Origin of the sequence: Mitsuaria chitosanitabida ATCC BAA-476 = NBRC 102408 (assembly GCF_001598255.1) — a bacterium.
GTDB lineage: Bacteria > Pseudomonadota > Gammaproteobacteria > Burkholderiales > Burkholderiaceae_C > Roseateles > Roseateles chitosanitabidus.
The window spans coordinates 183,265-199,690 of sequence record NZ_BCYP01000024.1 but is presented as its reverse complement, the minus strand read 5'-3'; the positions used below and the strand labels follow the sequence as shown (position 1 = coordinate 199,690).

Here is a 16,426-nt window from a genome sequence, read left to right as displayed (position 1 = left end):
ACGTTCAAACTTGCCTTTTGCCATCTTGCGCTCCTGGCGATCAGATCAAGAAACGGGATAGAAGAAGAGGTGGTGCCCATGGCGCGGATCGAACGCGCGACCTCTCCCTTACCAAGGGAGTGCTCTACCACTGAGCCACATGGGCATCGACACAGGATTGGCGACCTTATCAGCAATCCTGTGTCGATCTCTCGACACGACACCTTCAACTTCCATTGGAGCGGGAAACGGGAATCGAACCCGTGTCATTAGCTTGGAAGGCTAAGGTTCTACCATTGAACTACTCCCGCCCGGGAGTTTTCCAATTCACATCTACCGGGACGTCGAAGCGGGTGGATCACCACCCGCTTCGGGTCTCTGTATATGTTTGCCTTGGTGGAGGAGGCTGGATTCGAACCAGCGTACGCGTAAGCGGGCAGATTTACAGTCTGCTGCCTTTAACCACTCGGCCACCCCTCCGAGGCAAGCCCACGACTATAGCACCGTTCTTTTTTGACGCAAACAAAAAATGCGTCGAAGCGTCCGGGCGTGCGATTGGCGTTTCACCACCGGGCAAGACCAAGCCGCGAGCCCCGCCCTCGGTCACATCAACCAGACCTTGCCTGCAACAGCTCGAATGTGCAGTACCGCACCCTGCGGACTGCAGATGCGCAGTCCACTCCTAATACCAATTTGCGACCAAGTGGTCTCATCGGAGCGGCCACGTCAGGTCGCCGTCGCGCGGCCATGACGAACGGCTGAAGGCCGCTTTTCATCGGGGTCGCAGGAGCGCCACAGCAGGGAAAACACGGCCTTGGAACTGGTAGCAAAGTGGCACTACCGGCCGTTATAGTGGCATGGCATTGGTTGCATTTGAGGTGTATTCGGGGGCGCCAGCTGCATGCCACTCCGCCGAAGGGTGTCGTGATTCGGGTGCCAAGTCTTCATCACCGGCCAGCAGATCCCTGGCCACTCGAGGAGCAGTTCATGAAGGTCAACAAGACCCCTATCGCGGCGGCCGTCACGCTCACCCTGATGAGCGCGGCTTTCGCCGTCCAGGCACAACAGACCGAACAGGCCGCCAAGCCGGCGGACGGACAGCAGCTGGAACAGGTCGTCGTCACCGGCATCCGCGCGTCGCTGCAGACGGCGGTCAACATCAAGAAGAACGCCAGCGCGACGGTCGACGCCGTCTCGGCGGAAGACGTGGGCAAGCTGCCCGACGCCGACGTCGGCCAGGCGCTGGGCCGCATCCCCGGCATCGCCGTGGCGCGTGACTTCGGCGTGGGCGCCGCCGTCTCCATCCGCGGCACCGACCCGCAGATGACCTACACGACGCTGAACGGCCAGACCGTCGCGTCCACGGGCTGGTACGACCAGAAGACGATCGACCGCTCGTTCAACTACTCGCTGCTGCCGCCCGAGCTGATCGGCGGCATGGAGGTCTACAAGACCTCGCAGGCCGACCTGACCGAAGGCGGCATCGGCGGCACCGTGATCGTGCGCACCCGCAAGCCGCTGGACATGGCGGCCAACTCCGGCTTCCTGAGCGTGAAGGCCGGTCGCGGCACGGTCAGCAAGGACTGGGACAAGGAAGCCTCCGGCCTCTACAGCTGGAAGGACTCCCAGAAAAAGTTCGGCGTGCTGATCTCCGGCGCCATCCAGAAGGGTGACTACACCCGCCGCGGCCTGGAAGCCGACGGCAACTGGAACGAGGACGTCACCCCCGGCACCTTCATCCAGGACCGCAAGCGCACGGCGCTGAACGTCACGCTGCAAGCCAAGCCCACGTCCAACATCGACCTCGGCCTGAACTACAACCGCCTGCAGTTCGACGCGAACGCGCTGAACTCCACGCACTATCTGTTCACCGGCGCCGACAAGACCGCCTGCACGCTGCGCAATCCCGACACGGGTCTGTGCCTGAAGAGCAACACCACGCTGGCCAACGCCACCGACACCTTCCTGCAGACCTGGGCCCGCGCGGCCAAGATGACGTCGGAATCGCTGGTGCTGGACGGCTCGTTCAAGGGCGACGGCTTCAAGGTCGACGTCGTGGGCGGCACGACCAAGGCGGACGGCGGCACCTCGCTGACCGCCAACTACGGCTACTTCGGCGGCAACCTGCCCAAGTGGGCCGGCTCGACGGACGCCACCGGCAAGCAGATGGTCGTGACCCCGGCCAAGGACATGAGCGTGGACCTGAGCATGCTGCCGGCCACCTCCAGCGCCGAGACCTGGGCGACCGCGCGCGGCCCGAACAAGGACAAGGAGAACTTCGTCCAGGCCGACGCCACCGTCGACGTCGACTGGGGCATGCTGACGTCCGTCAAGTTCGGCGCCCGCGCCACGGAGCACACCTTCGAGAAGGACGGCTTCCGCCCGATCTTCATCGCCACGCCGAACACGGCCCCCACGTCCAGCCTGTACAGCGGCACGATGCCGATGGGCACGCCGGGCTGGAGCGTTCCGAAACCCAACCTGGACGCCATGTTCGCCTTGGCGAACTCGAACGTCGCCCAGTGGGTGCAGTCGCGCGGCGACTACGGCCAGCTGAAGGAGAAGAACACCTCGCTGTACGCGATGGCCAACTTCGAGAAGGATGCGCTGCACGGCAACTTCGGCCTGCGCTACATCCGCACGAAGGCCTCGGCGACGTCCTACACCTTCGACGGCACCCCGCTGGCCACCGGCGACGTGCCGCAGAACCAGGGTTGGAGCACCGGCAAGTCGACCAAGGACGCCAGCTACAACGACGTCCTGCCCAGCCTGAACCTGGTCTATGACCTGAACCGCAACACGCTGCTGCGCTTCGCCGCCTCCAAGGCGATCACCCGCCCGAACTACGACAACATGTTCGTCGGCGGCAGCACCGTGGGCTGGCAGGACAAGGTGCAGGGCAACGAGTCGATCAGCTACGGCGACATCGGCCTGAAGCCCATGTCCTCCAAGCAGTTCGACCTGGGCATCGAGTACTACTACGACCGCGGCAACCTGGTGTCGCTGGCGTTCTTCCACAAGAAGATCGACAACTTCATCACCACGGTCACGCAGGTCAACCAGAAGATCGGTCTGGTCAGCCCGGACACCGGCCTGGACAACTGGACGGTCAACCGCTTCGTCAACGCGGGCGGCGGCAAGATCAACGGCATCGAGACCCAGATCAACCACGCGTTCAACAACGGCTTCGGTGTGGTGGCGAACTACACCTACACCGACGCGACCGCTCCGGGCACGAGCTACCAGGACCAGCTGAACGTGTTCACGCTGTCCTCGAAGCACAACGTCAACCTGGTCGGCTACTGGGAGAACTCGGTGTACTCGGCGCGTCTGGCCTACAACTGGCGCTCGAAGTACATGGTGCGTGAAGGCGACAAGTACTACGGCAACCGGATGCACGACTCGTACGGCAGCCTGGACCTGAGCCTGGGCTGGAACATCACCGACAACCTGCGCCTGACCTTCGATGCCATCAACCTGCTCAAGCAGGACGACATCCAGTACGGCGCCGCGGGCAAGAACACGACGGTGAAGAACTCGCTGAAGGAAGGCTACCCGGCCTGGTCCTTCATGGGCGAGACGACCTACCGTGTCGGCCTGAACGCCAAGTTCTGATCGGACCCGTTCCGAAACGCGAAAGCCCGGCGAGAGCCGGGCTTTTTTTCGTCTGTCGTCCGGTGGGCGCGGCGGTCAGCGTGATCGACGGCCTGGCCGCGGGCTCGACCGCGGCGTCGGAGGATCAGAAATCGAAGAAGGTGTTGACCGTCAAGCGGCCCTGGCGCGGGTCGTCGCTGACGCTCAGCCCCGGATTGACGCAGGCCGTGTGCAGCAGCGAGCCGGGATAGATCACCACGCGATTGAACTTCGCCGGGATCATGCCGAGGAACTCGAAGTGCTCGCTCGAGTCGTCGAAGTAGCGGGGCGGCGGTGGTTGCCGGTCGAGCTCGCCGTAGCAGGCGTCCTGGTAGCGATCGACGTTCTCGCGCGTGATGCGCTGCAGGCCCGTCGCCTTGTGGCGATAGAACCCGGTGCCCCCATGTCGGCCGTCGCAGAGGTAGAGCAGCACGGCCATGTAGTTGGGCCCGCTGGCGTCGAAGTGCGGAATGCGCTGCAGCTCGCCGAGCTCGTGCGGCGGCACCGTCGTCAGCGAAAACGAACAGGGGCTCTTGCGCGCGCCCAGTTCCTCCGGAACGCCGAAATTGATCTTGATGAGCGGATCCATCAGCTCGACCAACTGGGCCGAGTACTCGGCCGGCGCCTGCGCTCGGATGCCGGGATAGCCCTTGCGCTCCGCCAGTCCGGCGCACCGCTCGAAGCGGCTCGCGGCCGCGGCCTCGACCAGCGCCAGCGGATCCTCGAGGAAGTCGTCGATGAAGACGACCGAATGGTCACCGACGCGGACGGACTGGACCTCCGGCGGCATGCGGACGGAATACGGCGAGCTCATGGGCGTCGATTGTCCGGTGGACGAGGGATCAGGCGCCATCGGGAATCGCCGCGATGCGGGCGTCTCGCGCGCGCTTTCTTGATCGAGCCGGACCCGGGAGGCCTTCGGCTCCGGGGCGATCTCGGGGCCCCGGCGGCCGAGGGTCAGACCTTGATGAAGATCCGGCGGCGCTCCAGCACCTTGACGATCCCCCACCACACGCCGACGAACACCAGCGCGAAGGCCAGCGAGCGCCCTTCCGGACCGACGATCGGCTCCAGCCAGCCGAAGCCGTGCGCATAGACGGGGCCCATCCAGTGGAAGCCCTCGAGGAAGACGGTGCACATCCAGGCGCCGGCGTACGCGGCGATCGCGTTGACACCGAAGCTCCGGAACAGGGGCGGCCAGCCGGCGCGATCGATCAGACCGTGCGCGGCGAGTAGCGCCAGCGCCGCCAGGCCACCGGTCCACAGCACGAAGGCCGGCGTCCAGAGGTTCTTGTTGATCGGCATCAGGCCGCTCGCGTCGAGCGCGAAGCCCGCGAGCGCCGCGACGACGCCGATGAGCGCGAGCCGCCGGAGCGCGCCGGCCCGCAGTGCCTCGCCGCATCGCCAGCCCAGCAGCGTGGTCGCGAGCGCGCCCAGCGTGGCGACGATGCCCTCGGGGTCATGGCCAAGGCGGGTCGCCGCGTCCCACTCATAGCCGTGCGGGCCGAGCAGCCAGGCATCGACCCGACTCGCGATGTTGCCGGCCTTGTCCAGCGGCCCGCCCCAGAGCAGCAGCGCGCCGTAGCCCAGCAGCAAGGCCGCCAGCCAGATCCACTGCCCGCGCGCGCGCCACTGGATCGCGATCAGCCCCACCAGGCCGAAGCACAGCCCGATGCGCTGCAGCACCCCGGGAATGCGGAAGGCCGGCTTGTCCATCAGCCACCAGGCCAGCGCGTGCAGCACCAGGCCCAGCACCAGGATGCGCAGCGCGCGGTTGACCACGGTGCCGCGCAGGGCCGCGCCGTCGCCGGACGCGATGCGCGCGCCCATCGCCAGCGACAGAGACACGCCCACGATGAAGAGGAAGAACGGGAAGACCAGGTCGGTCGGCGTCCAGCCGTTCCAGGCGGCGTGCTCGAGCGGCGCGTAGACATGGCCCCAGTCGCCCGGGTTGTTGACCAGCAGCATCGCCGCCACGGCGAGACCGCGCAACGCGTCGACCGACGCGATGCGCTGTTTGGGAGTCGAGGTCATGTCAGCGGCAATTCGGAGAAGTCGCGGCGCCGTCGAGGCGCCGCCGGGGCATGGACGATGGGGCCCCGTCGATGTCGCGCGAGGCGACGTGAGGACGGGGCCCGGGGGCTCAGAAGTCGCAGCGGCTCTCGAGCGCGGGCTGCGCGGCCGGCACCTGGTCCAGGCGCGCGATGCCGCGCTGACGCCAGCGGGTGACCTGCCGCTCCACCTCGGCCGGGCTCAGCACCGTGTCCTTGGCATGGAAGACCCAGTCGACGTCCTGCTCGTAGACCCGCGGCGGACCGCCGGCCGGGCCTTGGGGCAGCGGACCCTCGGGCGAGAACCACAGGTTGAAGTTGATCGACATCGGCACGACCGGGTAGTTGCGGCCGCCGTGCTGGTCGATCTTGCGACCGTCCAGGAACCAGTGCGTGCGGCCGTCGGCGACCTGCATCACCAGCGTGTGCCAGTCGCGGCCGGCCATGCCGAGCGCCGTGAACTCCTCGTGCTGCTGGTTGAAGGCCAGCCAGGGATCGAGGCGCACCGTCTGCCAGGTGATGCCGTAGATCCGGGTCTTGTCGCTGCCCCAGCCACCGTTGGGCAGGTACTCCCAATCGAGCTCGCTGAACTCGGGATCGAAGTCGTGCTTCAGCGGGCTGACCGCGTAGAAGGTCTGGATCACCGGATCGCCGTCGGCGCCGCTGACCGGCGTGTCGCTGAAGCGGATGCGGGCGGCGTAGGTGCCGGCCAGGTACTTGCGCTGGTGGCAGACCTGGGCCTGCGTCGTGCCGGGGCCGGTGCCGTCGGTGGCGCCACGCAGACGCAGCTTGCCGTCGACCACGCTCAGGCCCTCCGGCGCCCAGCGCGCGCCGGGGATGCCGGGATGGCCCGACGCGCTGCGCGCCGTCCAGCCCTGCTGGAACATCGCGGCGGCGTCCGGATAGCTGAAGTCGTCGAAGAAGAAGGCGGGCGCGGCCGCCAGCGCCGCCGGCGCGGCGACCAGGGACAGCGCCAGGCTGGCGAACGCGATCGCCAGGCGTCGCGTCGAGGAGGGGGACGTGAAGCTCGTCATGTCGGTGATCGCCATCGGCGGCGGGGTCAGGTCGTGCTCTCGGCGGGCTGGGGCACCGGCTCGGCGGCCGCGGGCGGCTTGCCGGGGATGCGGACGAAGGGCAGCAGCAGCAGCACCGGCACGCCGCAGAACAGCGTCCACAGGAAGAAGTGCTCGTAGCCGACGGCCACCTGGATGTCGCCGCTGATGCTGCGCGACAGGATGAAGCCCAGCTGCATGACGCCCGAGCCCAGCGCGTAGTGCGCCGTCTGGAACTTGCCGGGGGCCACGGCCTGCATGATGTACAGGATCATCCCGACGAAGCCGAAGCCGTAGCCGAACATCTCCACGAACACCGCGCCGCCGATGTGCCACATGTCCGAGGGCAGCGTGGCGGCCAGGTAGTAGAAGGTGGCGTTGGGCACCGACATCGCCAGGAGCAGGACGGGCATCGCGCGGCGCAGCGACAGCCAGGCCGTGAAGTAGCCCCCCAGCACGCTGCCCACGAGGAACGCCACGGTTCCCACCCAGCCGTAGACGTCCGCCACCTGGCTGGTCGTCAGGCCCAGCCCGCCCTTGTCGCGCGCCTCGATGAGGAACAACGGTCCGATGGTCTGCACCTGACCCTCGGCGAATCGGAACAGCACGATGAACAGCACCGCCATCCAGATGCCGGGCTTCCTGAAGAAGTCGATCACGATCTCGCGCGTCGTCTCCCAGATGGCCGAGGCCTGCAGGTCGCTGTGCTCGGCGCTGAGCTTGCCGGGCAGCGAATAGGCGTTGTAGGCGGCCAGTACCGCCATCAGCACGGCGAGACCGACGAAGACGGTGGTCCAGGCGTTGGCCACGCCCATCGGGGCCTCCAGCACGCCGGCGATCTTGAGCACCACGCCGACCATGAAGAAGCGCGCGCCGTTGAAGAACGCGCCCTGCCAGCCGGCGTAGCGGGCCTGGCGGGTCGAGTCGAGCGCGCCCATGTACAGGCCGTCGCAGGCGATGTCGTGGGTGGCCGAGGCGTAGGCGCAGAGGAAGAACACGCACAGCGCCAGCACGAACCACCACGGCGTCTGCAAGGTCAGCGCCAGCACCGCCACGAGGATCGCGGCCAGGCCCTGCATCGCCACCACGATGGTCTTCTTGTGGCGCATCAGCTCCAGGAAGGGGCTCCACAGCGGCTTGATCGCCCAGGCCGTGCCCAGCACGCTGGTCCAGCGGGCGATCTGGTCGTTGGACACGCCCATGTTCTTGAACACGAAGCTCGCCAGCATCATGACCACGAAGAACTGCGTGCCCTGCATGAAGTACAGGCTGGGCACCCAGCGCATCGGGCTGCGCTCGGCGGCCGCGTCGGCGGCGGCGGGAATCTGCGACTGGCTCATGGGGGAGGCCCTCGGATCGATGCGGTGCGTCGGCGGCGCTGGCCGACGCCGGGTCAGTTCAGGGTCACGGGAGCGTGGCCGCCCGCGACGCCGCGGCCTTGCAGCCAGTCGCCCAGCGCGGCCAGCGCGCCGTCGGCGTAGCCCCAGCTGATCACGGTCGGCGCGGCCACGTCCAGCGACTGGAACGGATTCCACAGCACCAGGTGCAGATCCGGTTGCCAGCCACCGGCCTGCGCGCCATAGCGCGCGCGGTGCGTCGAGGCCACGATGTTGAAGCGCCCGTCGGCAGGCACGTTCGCCCAGTCCAGCGCGGCGATGTCGCCCAGCGACACGAACTCCACGTCGGCGAAGCCCTCGAACAGCGCGCGCACCTGCGCGCCGGTCGGGCCGGCCTCGGACACGCCGTCGGTCGGCACCTCGTCCTGCACCAGCACGCGCAGCGGGCGGTCCACGGCCGGGGCCGTCGCGCCGCGCAGCGCGCTCAGGCCCGCGGCCCAGGCGCGGCGCATCAGCGCGTCGTCGGCGTCGCGGGCGGCGCCCTGGTAGTCGTCGAAGCGCACCGGGTAGTCGCGCGCCAGCTTGTCCAGGCGGGCGGCCGCCTCGCGGCAGCGCTCGACCTTGAGCCCGCCGCGGTTCAGCGCGTCCTGCAGCGCGTGGATGGCTTGCGCCTGCTCGTCGAGCGAGCCCTGCGCCAGGATCATGTCGGCGCCGGCGTCGATCGCCAGCACCGCCGCCTTGGCGTAGCCGTAGCGCTCGGCGATGGCCTTCATCATCAGCGCGTCGGTGATCACGACGCCGTCGTAGCCGTACTCCTCGCGCAGGATGCCGCCGAGGATGGTCTTGGACAAGGTGGCCGGGTACTGCGGGTCGATGCGCGGGTAGACGATGTGGGCCGTCATCATCGACGGCGCCGCGTCGCGCAGCGCCTTGAAGGGCTTGAGCTCCAGCGCGTCCAGCTCCGCCCGGGTCTTGTCGACCGTCGGCAGGTCCAGGTGCGAATCGACATGCGTGTCGCCGTGGCCGGGGAAGTGCTTGATGCAGCAGGCCACGCCGGCCGCCAGCGAGCCGCGCATCCAGGCACCGGCCAGGCGCGTCACCGTCTCGGCGGTCTCGCCGAAGCTGCGCTCGGCGATCACCGGATTGGCGGCGTTGTTGTTGATGTCGGTGACCGGCGCGAAGTTCCAGTTGATGCCGATGCCGCGCAGCCCGCGCGCCACGGCGGCACCGACCGACTCGGCCAGCGCCTCGTCGCCCGCGGCGCCCAGCGCCATCGCCGACGGCGGCTGCGGCAGGAAGGTCGCGCGCACCACCGAGCCGCCTTCCTGATCGAGACCGATCAGCGCGTCGGGGCCCATGGCCTCGCGCAGATCGCGCGTCAGCTGGCGGACCTCGGCCTCGGTGCCCAGGTTCTTGCGGAACAGGCAGACCGCGCGGATCTGGTTGTCGCGCAGGAACGCCGCGGTGGTCGCGTCCAGCGTCTTGCCCTGGATGTCCACCATCACCAGCCGGCCCGGATGGAATGCTGTCTCGCTCATGTCGTTCTCTTGTTGCCTGGCCCGCGGGGTCGGCGGCTGGGGATTCGAAGAAGCATCGTGGGACCCGATCGCGTCGGGCCGCACGACATCAGGGGGTCGAGGGCCGCGCCCCCGACGCGATCAATGCGTCTTGGTGACCTTGGCCAGATGGCGCGGCTGGTCCGGGTTCAGGCCGCGGGCCTGCGCCAGCGCCTCGACCATCGGATAGAAGCTCTGCACCGCGGCGATCGGATCCAGGTCCTCGTTGCCGGTGCAGGTCAGCGGCAGCTCGGCGCCGGGCGTGCCGGCCGGCGCGGCCAGCAGCACGCGCGCGCCACGGCCGCGCATCTCTTCGGCCAGGGCCAGCAGGCCGGCCTGGGCCGGGCCGCGCGGCGCGAACACCAGCAGCGGATAGCCCTCTTCCACCAGCGCCATCGGGCCGTGCTTGACCTCGGCGCCGGAGAAGGCCTCGGCCTGGATGCCGCAGGTCTCCTTGAACTTCAGCGCCGCTTCCAGCGCGATCGGCAGCGAGGTGCCGCGGCCGATGACGAACAGCTTGTCCGCGTTCTTGAGCGCCTCGACGGCCACGTCCCAGCGCTGCTTGGCGGCTTCCTCGAGCGCCTGCGGCAGGGTCTGCAGCGCGGCGGCCAGGTCCTCGTCGCCTTGCCAGGCGGAGACCACGCGCGCGCCGGCCACCAGCTGCGCGATGTAGCTCTTGGTCGCGGCCACGCTCTGCTCCACGCCCGCATGCAGGCGGAAGACGTGCTCGGCGGCCGCTTCCAGCGGCGAGCCGTCCGCGTTCACGAAGGCCACGGTGCGGGCGCCGTTGGCGCGGAAGTACTGCGTCGGCGAGACCAGGTCGGGGCTCTGGCCCGATTGCGAGAAGGCCAGCGACACCAGCCCCTTGCTCTCGATCTTGCTTTGATAGAGCGTGATCAGCGACATCGGCAGCGAGGTCACCAGGCGGCCCAGGCGCGCCATCACCAGGTAGGCGAGGTAATGCGAGGCGTGGTCCGAGCTGCCGCGCGCGATGGTCAGCAGCGAGGTCGGCGGCTGCTCGCGCAGCGCGGCGCCCAGGGCGGCGTAGGCGTTCTGATCGGCGGCCAGTTGACGGGCCACCACTTGCGGCGCGCTCAGCGCCTCATCCAGCATTCGCGAGGTCAATTGCTTCTCCTTCGACGACCACGCGTTGCAACTGCAAGCCACGGTCCATGACGACAAAGTCGGCCCAGGCGCCCGGAGCCAGTCGGCCCCGGTCGTCCAGACCCAGGTAATCGGCGGCGTGGGTCGAGACGCGCCGCGACGCGTCCTCGATCTCCAGGCCGAGTTTCAGCACCAGGTTGCGCAGCGCCTGGTCCATGGTCAGCGTCGAGCCGGCCAGCGTGCCGTCGGGCAGGCGCACGCCGCCCAGGCACTTGGTGACGCGGTGGCGGCCCAGGCGGTACTCGCCGTCGGGCATGCCGGCCGCCGCGGTCGAGTCGGTGACGCAGAACAGGCAGGGAATGCTGCGCAGCGCGACGCGGATCGCGCCGGGGTGCACATGCAGCAGATCGGGAATGACCTCGGCGTACTGCGCATGGGCGAGCGCGGCGCCCACCATGCCGGGCTCGCGGTGGTGCAAGCCGGTCATCGCGTTGAACAGATGGGTGAAGCCGCCGGCGCCGCGGGCCAGCGCGGCCACGCCGTCCTCGTAGGTGCCCAGCGTGTGACCGATCTGGACCTGGAAGCCGTCGGCGCGCAGCGCGGCGACGAGGTCCAGATTGCCCGGCACCTCCGGCGCCAGCGTGATCAGCCGGATCGGCGCGATCGCGTGCAGCGCGCGGATCTCGTCCAGCGTGGCGCTGCGGGGGAAGTCCGGCTGCGCGCCGAGCTTTCCAGGGTTGATGTACGGGCCTTCGAGATGCACGCCCAGCACCCGGGCCGCGCCGGCGGGGCGCTCGCGACAGAGCGTGGTGAGCGCGTCCAGCGCATGGCGGATCTCGTCCAGCGGCGCCGTCATCGTGGTGGCCAGCAGCGAGGTCGTGCCGTGGCGCACATGCAGCTTGGCGAGCGCGATCGCCGCGTCGCCGCCTTCCATCGTGTCGCGGCCGGCGCCGCCGTGCACATGCGTGTCGATGAAGCCGGGGAGGATCAGGGGCAGGTCTTGCGCGCCGTGGCGGACCTCGTACTCGGAGGTTGCATGGCCGTCGATGCGGAGGATGCGACCGTCTTGATGTTCAAGCACACCGCGGATGAAACCGCTGGGTGTCAGGATGAATCCGTCGATGTGCTTGGCCGTCATCCGTCGCGCCTCATCTCCGCGACGAAGTCGTAGTAGTCGCTGCGGCAATAGGAATGGGTCAGCTCCACGGCCTGACCCTGGTCGAGGTAGCCCACCCGCGTGATGAAGAGCACCGCCTGTCCCACCGGGACTTCCAGCAGGCCGGCCAGGCGCGAGTCCGCATTGATGGCGCGGATGTGCTGCAGCGCGCGCACCGGCGCGCCCCCGTGTTGGGCGAGGTGCTCGTACAGCGAGGACTCGACCTTCTGCGGCTCGGGCAGCACGGCCTCGGGCAGCACGGACAGCTCATAGGCCATGACGACGGCGTCGGCCAGGCGCAGGCGCTCCAGGCGCGCGACGCGTTGACCCGTGGTCAGGCCCAGCGAGAGCTGCTCGTCCGGCGCGGCCATGGCGAAGCCGCGGGTGAGCCAGCGGCTGCTCGGCTTGAAGCCGCGCTGATGCAGTTCCTCGGAGAAGCTGGTCAGGCGCGACAGCGGTTGCTCGAGCTTGGGCGCGATGTAGTTGCCGGAGCCGCGCTTGCGCACGATCAGGCCTTGCTCGACGAGTCGGTCGATGGCCTTGCGCGCGGTCACGCGCGAGAGGTCGAGGGACTCGGACAGGACGCGTTCGGACGGCAGCGCTTCGTCGGCCTGGTACTGGCCTTCGCGGATCGCCTGGGCCAGCTTGTGGGCCAGCTGCATGTACAGCGGCGAGGCGGCGGCGGAATCGGGCTTGAACTGGAAGGGCAGCTTGGTGCTCATCGGGCGTCTCTTCTTCTCAACGTGTTTCGGAGAGAGCGCCGCGGACCAGCCGCAGCGCGCCGTCGGCCGAGTCGCCTTGAGGCGACACGCAACGGGCCCGAATGTTGCCTGAGAAAAGCGCGGCGAGCCGCTGCGCCACGGACCCCGCCAGCGACAGCGGCAGCTGCTGCGAGGGGTCCAGCGCGAGGGCGAGCTGCTCCAGCTCCGCCACCGCCTGCGCGACCAGCGCGCCGGCCGCGGGATCCGATTCCGAATGCTCGAAGACGAGCGGGGCCAGCTGCGCATAGGCGTGCTGGCCGGCCTGGGCGACCCAGGCGTTGATCGCGTCGCGGTCCTGCTCGTGCGTCGCGCCCGCGGCGCCCCACACGGCTTGCGCCAGCGCGCCCGCATCGGCGCGGCCGTCCATGGCCTTCTGCGCGATGCGCATGGCCTGGATGCCCAGCCACGCGCCGGAGCCCTCGTCGCCGCCGATCCAGCCCCAGCCGCTGACACAGACCAGCGAGCCGTCGGCGCGCAGCGCCTCGCCCACCGTGCCCGTGCCCGCCGCGATCACGCCACCGGGCTGACCCGCGTGCGCGCCGATCACCGAGGTGGTGCCGTCGTTGACGAGCGCGACGTGCGCGTAGCCCGGCTGCTGGGCGACGAAGGCCTGCGCCTGCGCGGCCACGCCGGCGCCGGAGAGGCCCAGGCCGATGGCGGTCTCGCCGAGCGGGAGGCGTTCGATGCCGGCCTTCGCGGCCGCTTCCTGGACGGCCATCTGGATGTGGCGCCACGCTTGCGCGATGCCTTGTCCGAGCGCCGACGGACCCGCCCACCCTTGGCCGAGCAGACGTCCGTGGACGTCGCTGAGGCGGACCCGCGTGCCGGTGCCACCGCCATCCACTCCCACGAGGAAGCGGACGACCGCGAAGCGCGGCTGCAGGGGAGCGGACCAGGCGTCCGCCAGGGAGAGGGCGTTCATGATTAATACCAGTTTAGTACCAAAAAACGCGGAGCGTCAATTGGTAGCGCACTGGACTTAACCCTGATGCAGAACTGGCCCGCGGGCCTGACGCCACCGCGCTCGGCGGAGGGGGACCACAACCGTACCAGTGATGTCGACCTGGTGAATCCGGAGGATTCCGTAAGCGCAAGCCACATGCCGCGGCGGGCGGTGCGGCGCGCTCAAGGAGCAGCCGAGGTGGCGGCGAGCGACGGGCGCTCGGCGCGGCTCAGTCGAGGGCCCAGGACAGCGCGACGCCCTTCCCCGCGAGCCACTCGCGCGCGGTGGAGAAGTGGCCGCAGCCGATGAAGGGCACGGGCCCGCGCGTCGCCGACAAGGGCGAGGGGTGGTTGGACTGGAGCACCAGATGCCCCTGCCCGGCCGACTCGATCAGCGGCGCCTTCGCTTGCGCGTGGGCGCCCCAGAGCAGATAGACCTTGGGGGCCGGATCCCGCGCCGTCGCCGCGATGAGGGCGTCGGTCAGCGACTCCCAGCCCTTCTTCGCATGGGAGGCGGCGGCACCGTCCTCGACGGTGAGGCTGGTGTTGAGCAACAGCACGCCGCGCTCGGCCCATTCGACGAGGTGGCCGGACATCGCCGGCTGCTGCCCCAGGTCACGCAGCAGCTCCTTGAAGATGTTGCGCAGCGACGGTGGGAGCTTCTGCCCGATGGGCACGGAGAACGCGAGGCCCTCGGCCTGACCGGGCCCGTGATACGGGTCCTGGCCGACGATGACCACCTTCGCATTCGTGAGCGGCGTCAGTCGCAGCGCCCGCAACGGATCGGGCGGATAGATCACCGCCCCCTCCGCGACGCGCGCCTTCAGCAGCGCCTCGATGCGCTGCCCGTCGGCGCCCGCGCGCCACGCGTCGATCAGCGGCTGCCAGCCGTCACCGACCTGCCAATCGATGGAAGAGAAGCTCGCGCCCATCAGTTGAACAGCGCCGCGAGTGCCGCGCCCGGATCGGGCGCGCGCATGAAGGCCTCGCCGACGAGGAACGCGTTGACCTGCGCCTCGCGCATGCGGGCCACGTCGGCCGGGCCGAGGATGCCGGACTCCGTCACCAGCAGCCGGTCCGCCGGCACCTGCTTGAGCAGTCCCAGCGTCGTGTCCAGCGTCACCTCGAAGGTCTTGAGGTTGCGGTTGTTGATGCCCACCATCGGCGTCTTCAGGCGCAGCGCACGCTCCAGCTCCACGCCGTCATGGACCTCGACCAGCACGTCGAGTCCGAGCCCGAGCGCGCAGTCCTCGAGCTCCGCCATCTGCCCATCGTCCAGGCTGGCGGCGATCAGCAGGATGCAGTCCGCGCCCATCGCGCGGGCCTCATAGACCTGGTACGCGTCGATCATGAAATCCTTGCGCAGCACCGGCAGCGCGCAGGCCGCGCGGGCTTGCTGCAGGTACTCGACCGAGCCCTGGAAATGCGGCGCATCGGTCAGCACGCTGAGGCAGGCGGCGCCGTGCTGCTCGTAGCTGCGGGCGATCTCGGCCGGACGGAAGTCCGCGCGCAGCACGCCCTTGCTCGGACTGGCCTTCTTCACCTCGGCGATCACGCCGCTGCGGCCCGCCGCGATCTTGGCGCGCAGCGCGTTCACGAAACCGCGCGTCGGCTCGGCGCGGGACTCGGCCTCGGCGCGCAGCGCGGCCAGCGGCAGCTTGGCCTGCGCCGCCGCGACCTCTTGACGCTTCACGGCGTTGATGCGATCCAGGATGTCGGACATGGCTCTCTCACTTCTTCTCCGGCGTCAGCGCCGGCGACGAAGGCGCGAAGGTCGCTCAGGACCTCGCGCCGTCGCCTGATCAGGACTGCGCCGCGGCTTGCCGCTGCGTCTCGGCGACGAACTGGTCGAGCTTGGCGCGCGCCGCGCCGGACTCGATCGCCACACGCGCCTTCGCGATGCCGTCGGCGATGGACTCGACCACATTGGCCGCATACAGCGTCGCGCCGGCGTTCAGCAGCACGATGTCGCGCGCCGCGCCGGGCTCGTTGCCCAGCACGCCCAGCAGGATCTTGCGGCTCTCCTCCGGTCCGCTCACCCGCAGGTTGCGGCTCGCGACCATGGGCATGCCGAAGTCCTCGGGATGGATCTCGTACTCGCGGATCTCGCCGTTCTTGAGCTCGCCCACCATCGTGGCCGCGCCCAGCGAGATCTCGTCCATCCCGTCCTTCCCGTACACCACGACCGCGTGCTCCGCGCCCAGGCGCTGCATCACGCGGACCTGGATGCCCACCAGGTCCGGATGGAACACGCCCATCAGGATGTTGGGCGCGCCCGCCGGATTGGTCAGCGGGCCCAGGATGTTGAAGATGGTGCGCACGCCCAGCTCCTTGCGGACGGGCGCGATGTTCTTCATCGCCGGATGGTGGTTGGGCGCGAACATGAAACCGATGCCGGTCTGCTCCACGCACTGCGCCACCGCCTGCGGCGGCAGCGACAGCGTGACGCCCAGCGCCTCGAGGACATCGGCGCTGCCGGTCTTCGAGGACACGCTGCGGTTGCCGTGCTTGGCCACCTGCGCGCCCGCCGCGGCCGCGACGAACATCGAGCAGGTCGAGATGTTGAAGGTGTGCGCGCCGTCGCCGCCGGTGCCGACGACGTCGACCAGGTGCGGCCCCGGCGCGATCGGCACCTTCACCGAGAACTCGCGCATCACCTGCGCGGCGGCGGTGATCTCGCCGATGGTCTCTTTCTTGACGCGCAGGCCGATCAGGATGGCCGCCGCGGTCACGGGCGAGATCTCGCCGCTCATGATCCGGCGCATCAGCGCCAGCATCTCGTCATGGAAGATCTCGCGATGCTCGATGACGCGGACGAGGGCTTCGTTGTCGGTGATGGGCATGGCGGTCTCCGA

The 16,426-nt window shown here is 69.1% G+C and carries 13 protein-coding genes and 3 tRNA genes; 1 reads left to right on the top strand and 15 read right to left on the bottom strand.

Translation table 11 applies throughout. The annotated features are described in order from the left end of the window. Positions 1–70: 70 nt before the first annotated feature. From MCHT01_RS16620 to MCHT01_RS16610, 3 genes are all read right to left on the bottom strand, one after another. A tRNA-Thr gene (locus MCHT01_RS16620) sits at positions 71–145 on the bottom strand. Positions 146–216: 71 nt separating this feature from the next. Continuing rightward, positions 217–290, bottom strand: a tRNA-Gly gene (locus MCHT01_RS16615). A gap of 83 nt (positions 291–373) precedes the next feature. Beyond that, a tRNA-Tyr gene (locus MCHT01_RS16610) sits at positions 374–459 on the bottom strand. A 507-nt stretch (positions 460–966) separates the two neighbouring features. Here MCHT01_RS16610 and MCHT01_RS16605 point away from each other — a divergent pair. Continuing rightward, positions 967–3,594 (top strand): TonB-dependent receptor, encoded by a 2,628-nt coding sequence (locus MCHT01_RS16605; RefSeq protein WP_067066542.1) that lies wholly within the window; start codon positions 967–969, stop codon positions 3,592–3,594. 124 nt (positions 3,595–3,718) lie between these two features. Here the strand turns inward: MCHT01_RS16605 and MCHT01_RS16600 are convergent, their stop codons facing one another. From MCHT01_RS16600 to trpD, 12 genes are all read right to left on the bottom strand, one after another. Then, positions 3,719–4,426 (bottom strand): DUF6445 family protein, encoded by a 708-nt coding sequence (locus tag MCHT01_RS16600; protein ID WP_218017908.1) that lies wholly within the window; start codon positions 4,424–4,426, stop codon positions 3,719–3,721. A gap of 143 nt (positions 4,427–4,569) precedes the next feature. After that, positions 4,570–5,646 (bottom strand): acyltransferase family protein, encoded by a 1,077-nt coding sequence (locus MCHT01_RS16595; RefSeq protein ID WP_067066540.1) that lies wholly within the window; start codon positions 5,644–5,646, stop codon positions 4,570–4,572. A 109-nt stretch (positions 5,647–5,755) separates the two neighbouring features. Continuing rightward, on the bottom strand, positions 5,756–6,712 hold the full coding sequence (locus MCHT01_RS16590; protein WP_067066539.1) for a glycoside hydrolase family 16 protein: 957 nt from the start codon (positions 6,710–6,712) through the stop codon (positions 5,756–5,758). Positions 6,713–6,723: 11 nt separating this feature from the next. Beyond that, on the bottom strand, positions 6,724–8,055 hold the full coding sequence (locus MCHT01_RS16585) for an MFS transporter (protein ID WP_067066537.1): 1,332 nt from the start codon (positions 8,053–8,055) through the stop codon (positions 6,724–6,726). A gap of 53 nt (positions 8,056–8,108) precedes the next feature. Further along, entirely contained in the window at positions 8,109–9,590 is a 1,482-nt protein-coding gene (gene nagZ / locus MCHT01_RS16580) for a beta-N-acetylhexosaminidase (protein ID WP_067066536.1), read from the bottom strand. 120 nt (positions 9,591–9,710) lie between these two features. After that, a complete protein-coding gene (locus tag MCHT01_RS16575) occupies positions 9,711–10,721 on the bottom strand; it encodes an SIS domain-containing protein (RefSeq protein ID WP_067066534.1) in 1,011 nt (336 codons plus the stop codon). Beyond that, positions 10,711–11,850, bottom strand: coding sequence for an N-acetylglucosamine-6-phosphate deacetylase (gene nagA, locus MCHT01_RS16570; protein ID WP_067066532.1), 1,140 nt, complete (start codon positions 11,848–11,850; stop codon positions 10,711–10,713). Before nagA ends, MCHT01_RS16575 begins: the two co-directional genes overlap by 11 nt. After that, on the bottom strand, positions 11,847–12,590 hold the full coding sequence (locus MCHT01_RS16565; protein ID WP_067066530.1) for a GntR family transcriptional regulator: 744 nt from the start codon (positions 12,588–12,590) through the stop codon (positions 11,847–11,849). Before MCHT01_RS16565 ends, nagA begins: the two co-directional genes overlap by 4 nt. 16 nt (positions 12,591–12,606) lie before the next feature. Next, a complete protein-coding gene (locus MCHT01_RS16560; protein WP_067066528.1) occupies positions 12,607–13,551 on the bottom strand; it encodes a glucosamine kinase nucleotide-binding domain-containing protein in 945 nt (314 codons plus the stop codon). 250 nt (positions 13,552–13,801) lie between these two features. Beyond that, entirely contained in the window at positions 13,802–14,503 is a 702-nt protein-coding gene (locus MCHT01_RS16555; protein ID WP_067066526.1) for a uracil-DNA glycosylase, read from the bottom strand. Beyond that, complete coding sequence (gene trpC, locus MCHT01_RS16550) at positions 14,503–15,294, bottom strand: indole-3-glycerol phosphate synthase TrpC (protein WP_067066525.1); 792 nt, start codon at positions 15,292–15,294, stop codon at positions 14,503–14,505. Before trpC ends, MCHT01_RS16555 begins: the two co-directional genes overlap by 1 nt. Positions 15,295–15,373: 79 nt before the next feature. Next, positions 15,374–16,414, bottom strand: coding sequence for an anthranilate phosphoribosyltransferase (trpD, locus tag MCHT01_RS16545; RefSeq protein WP_067066524.1), 1,041 nt, complete (start codon positions 16,412–16,414; stop codon positions 15,374–15,376). Between the last annotated feature and the right edge of the window lie 12 nt (positions 16,415–16,426).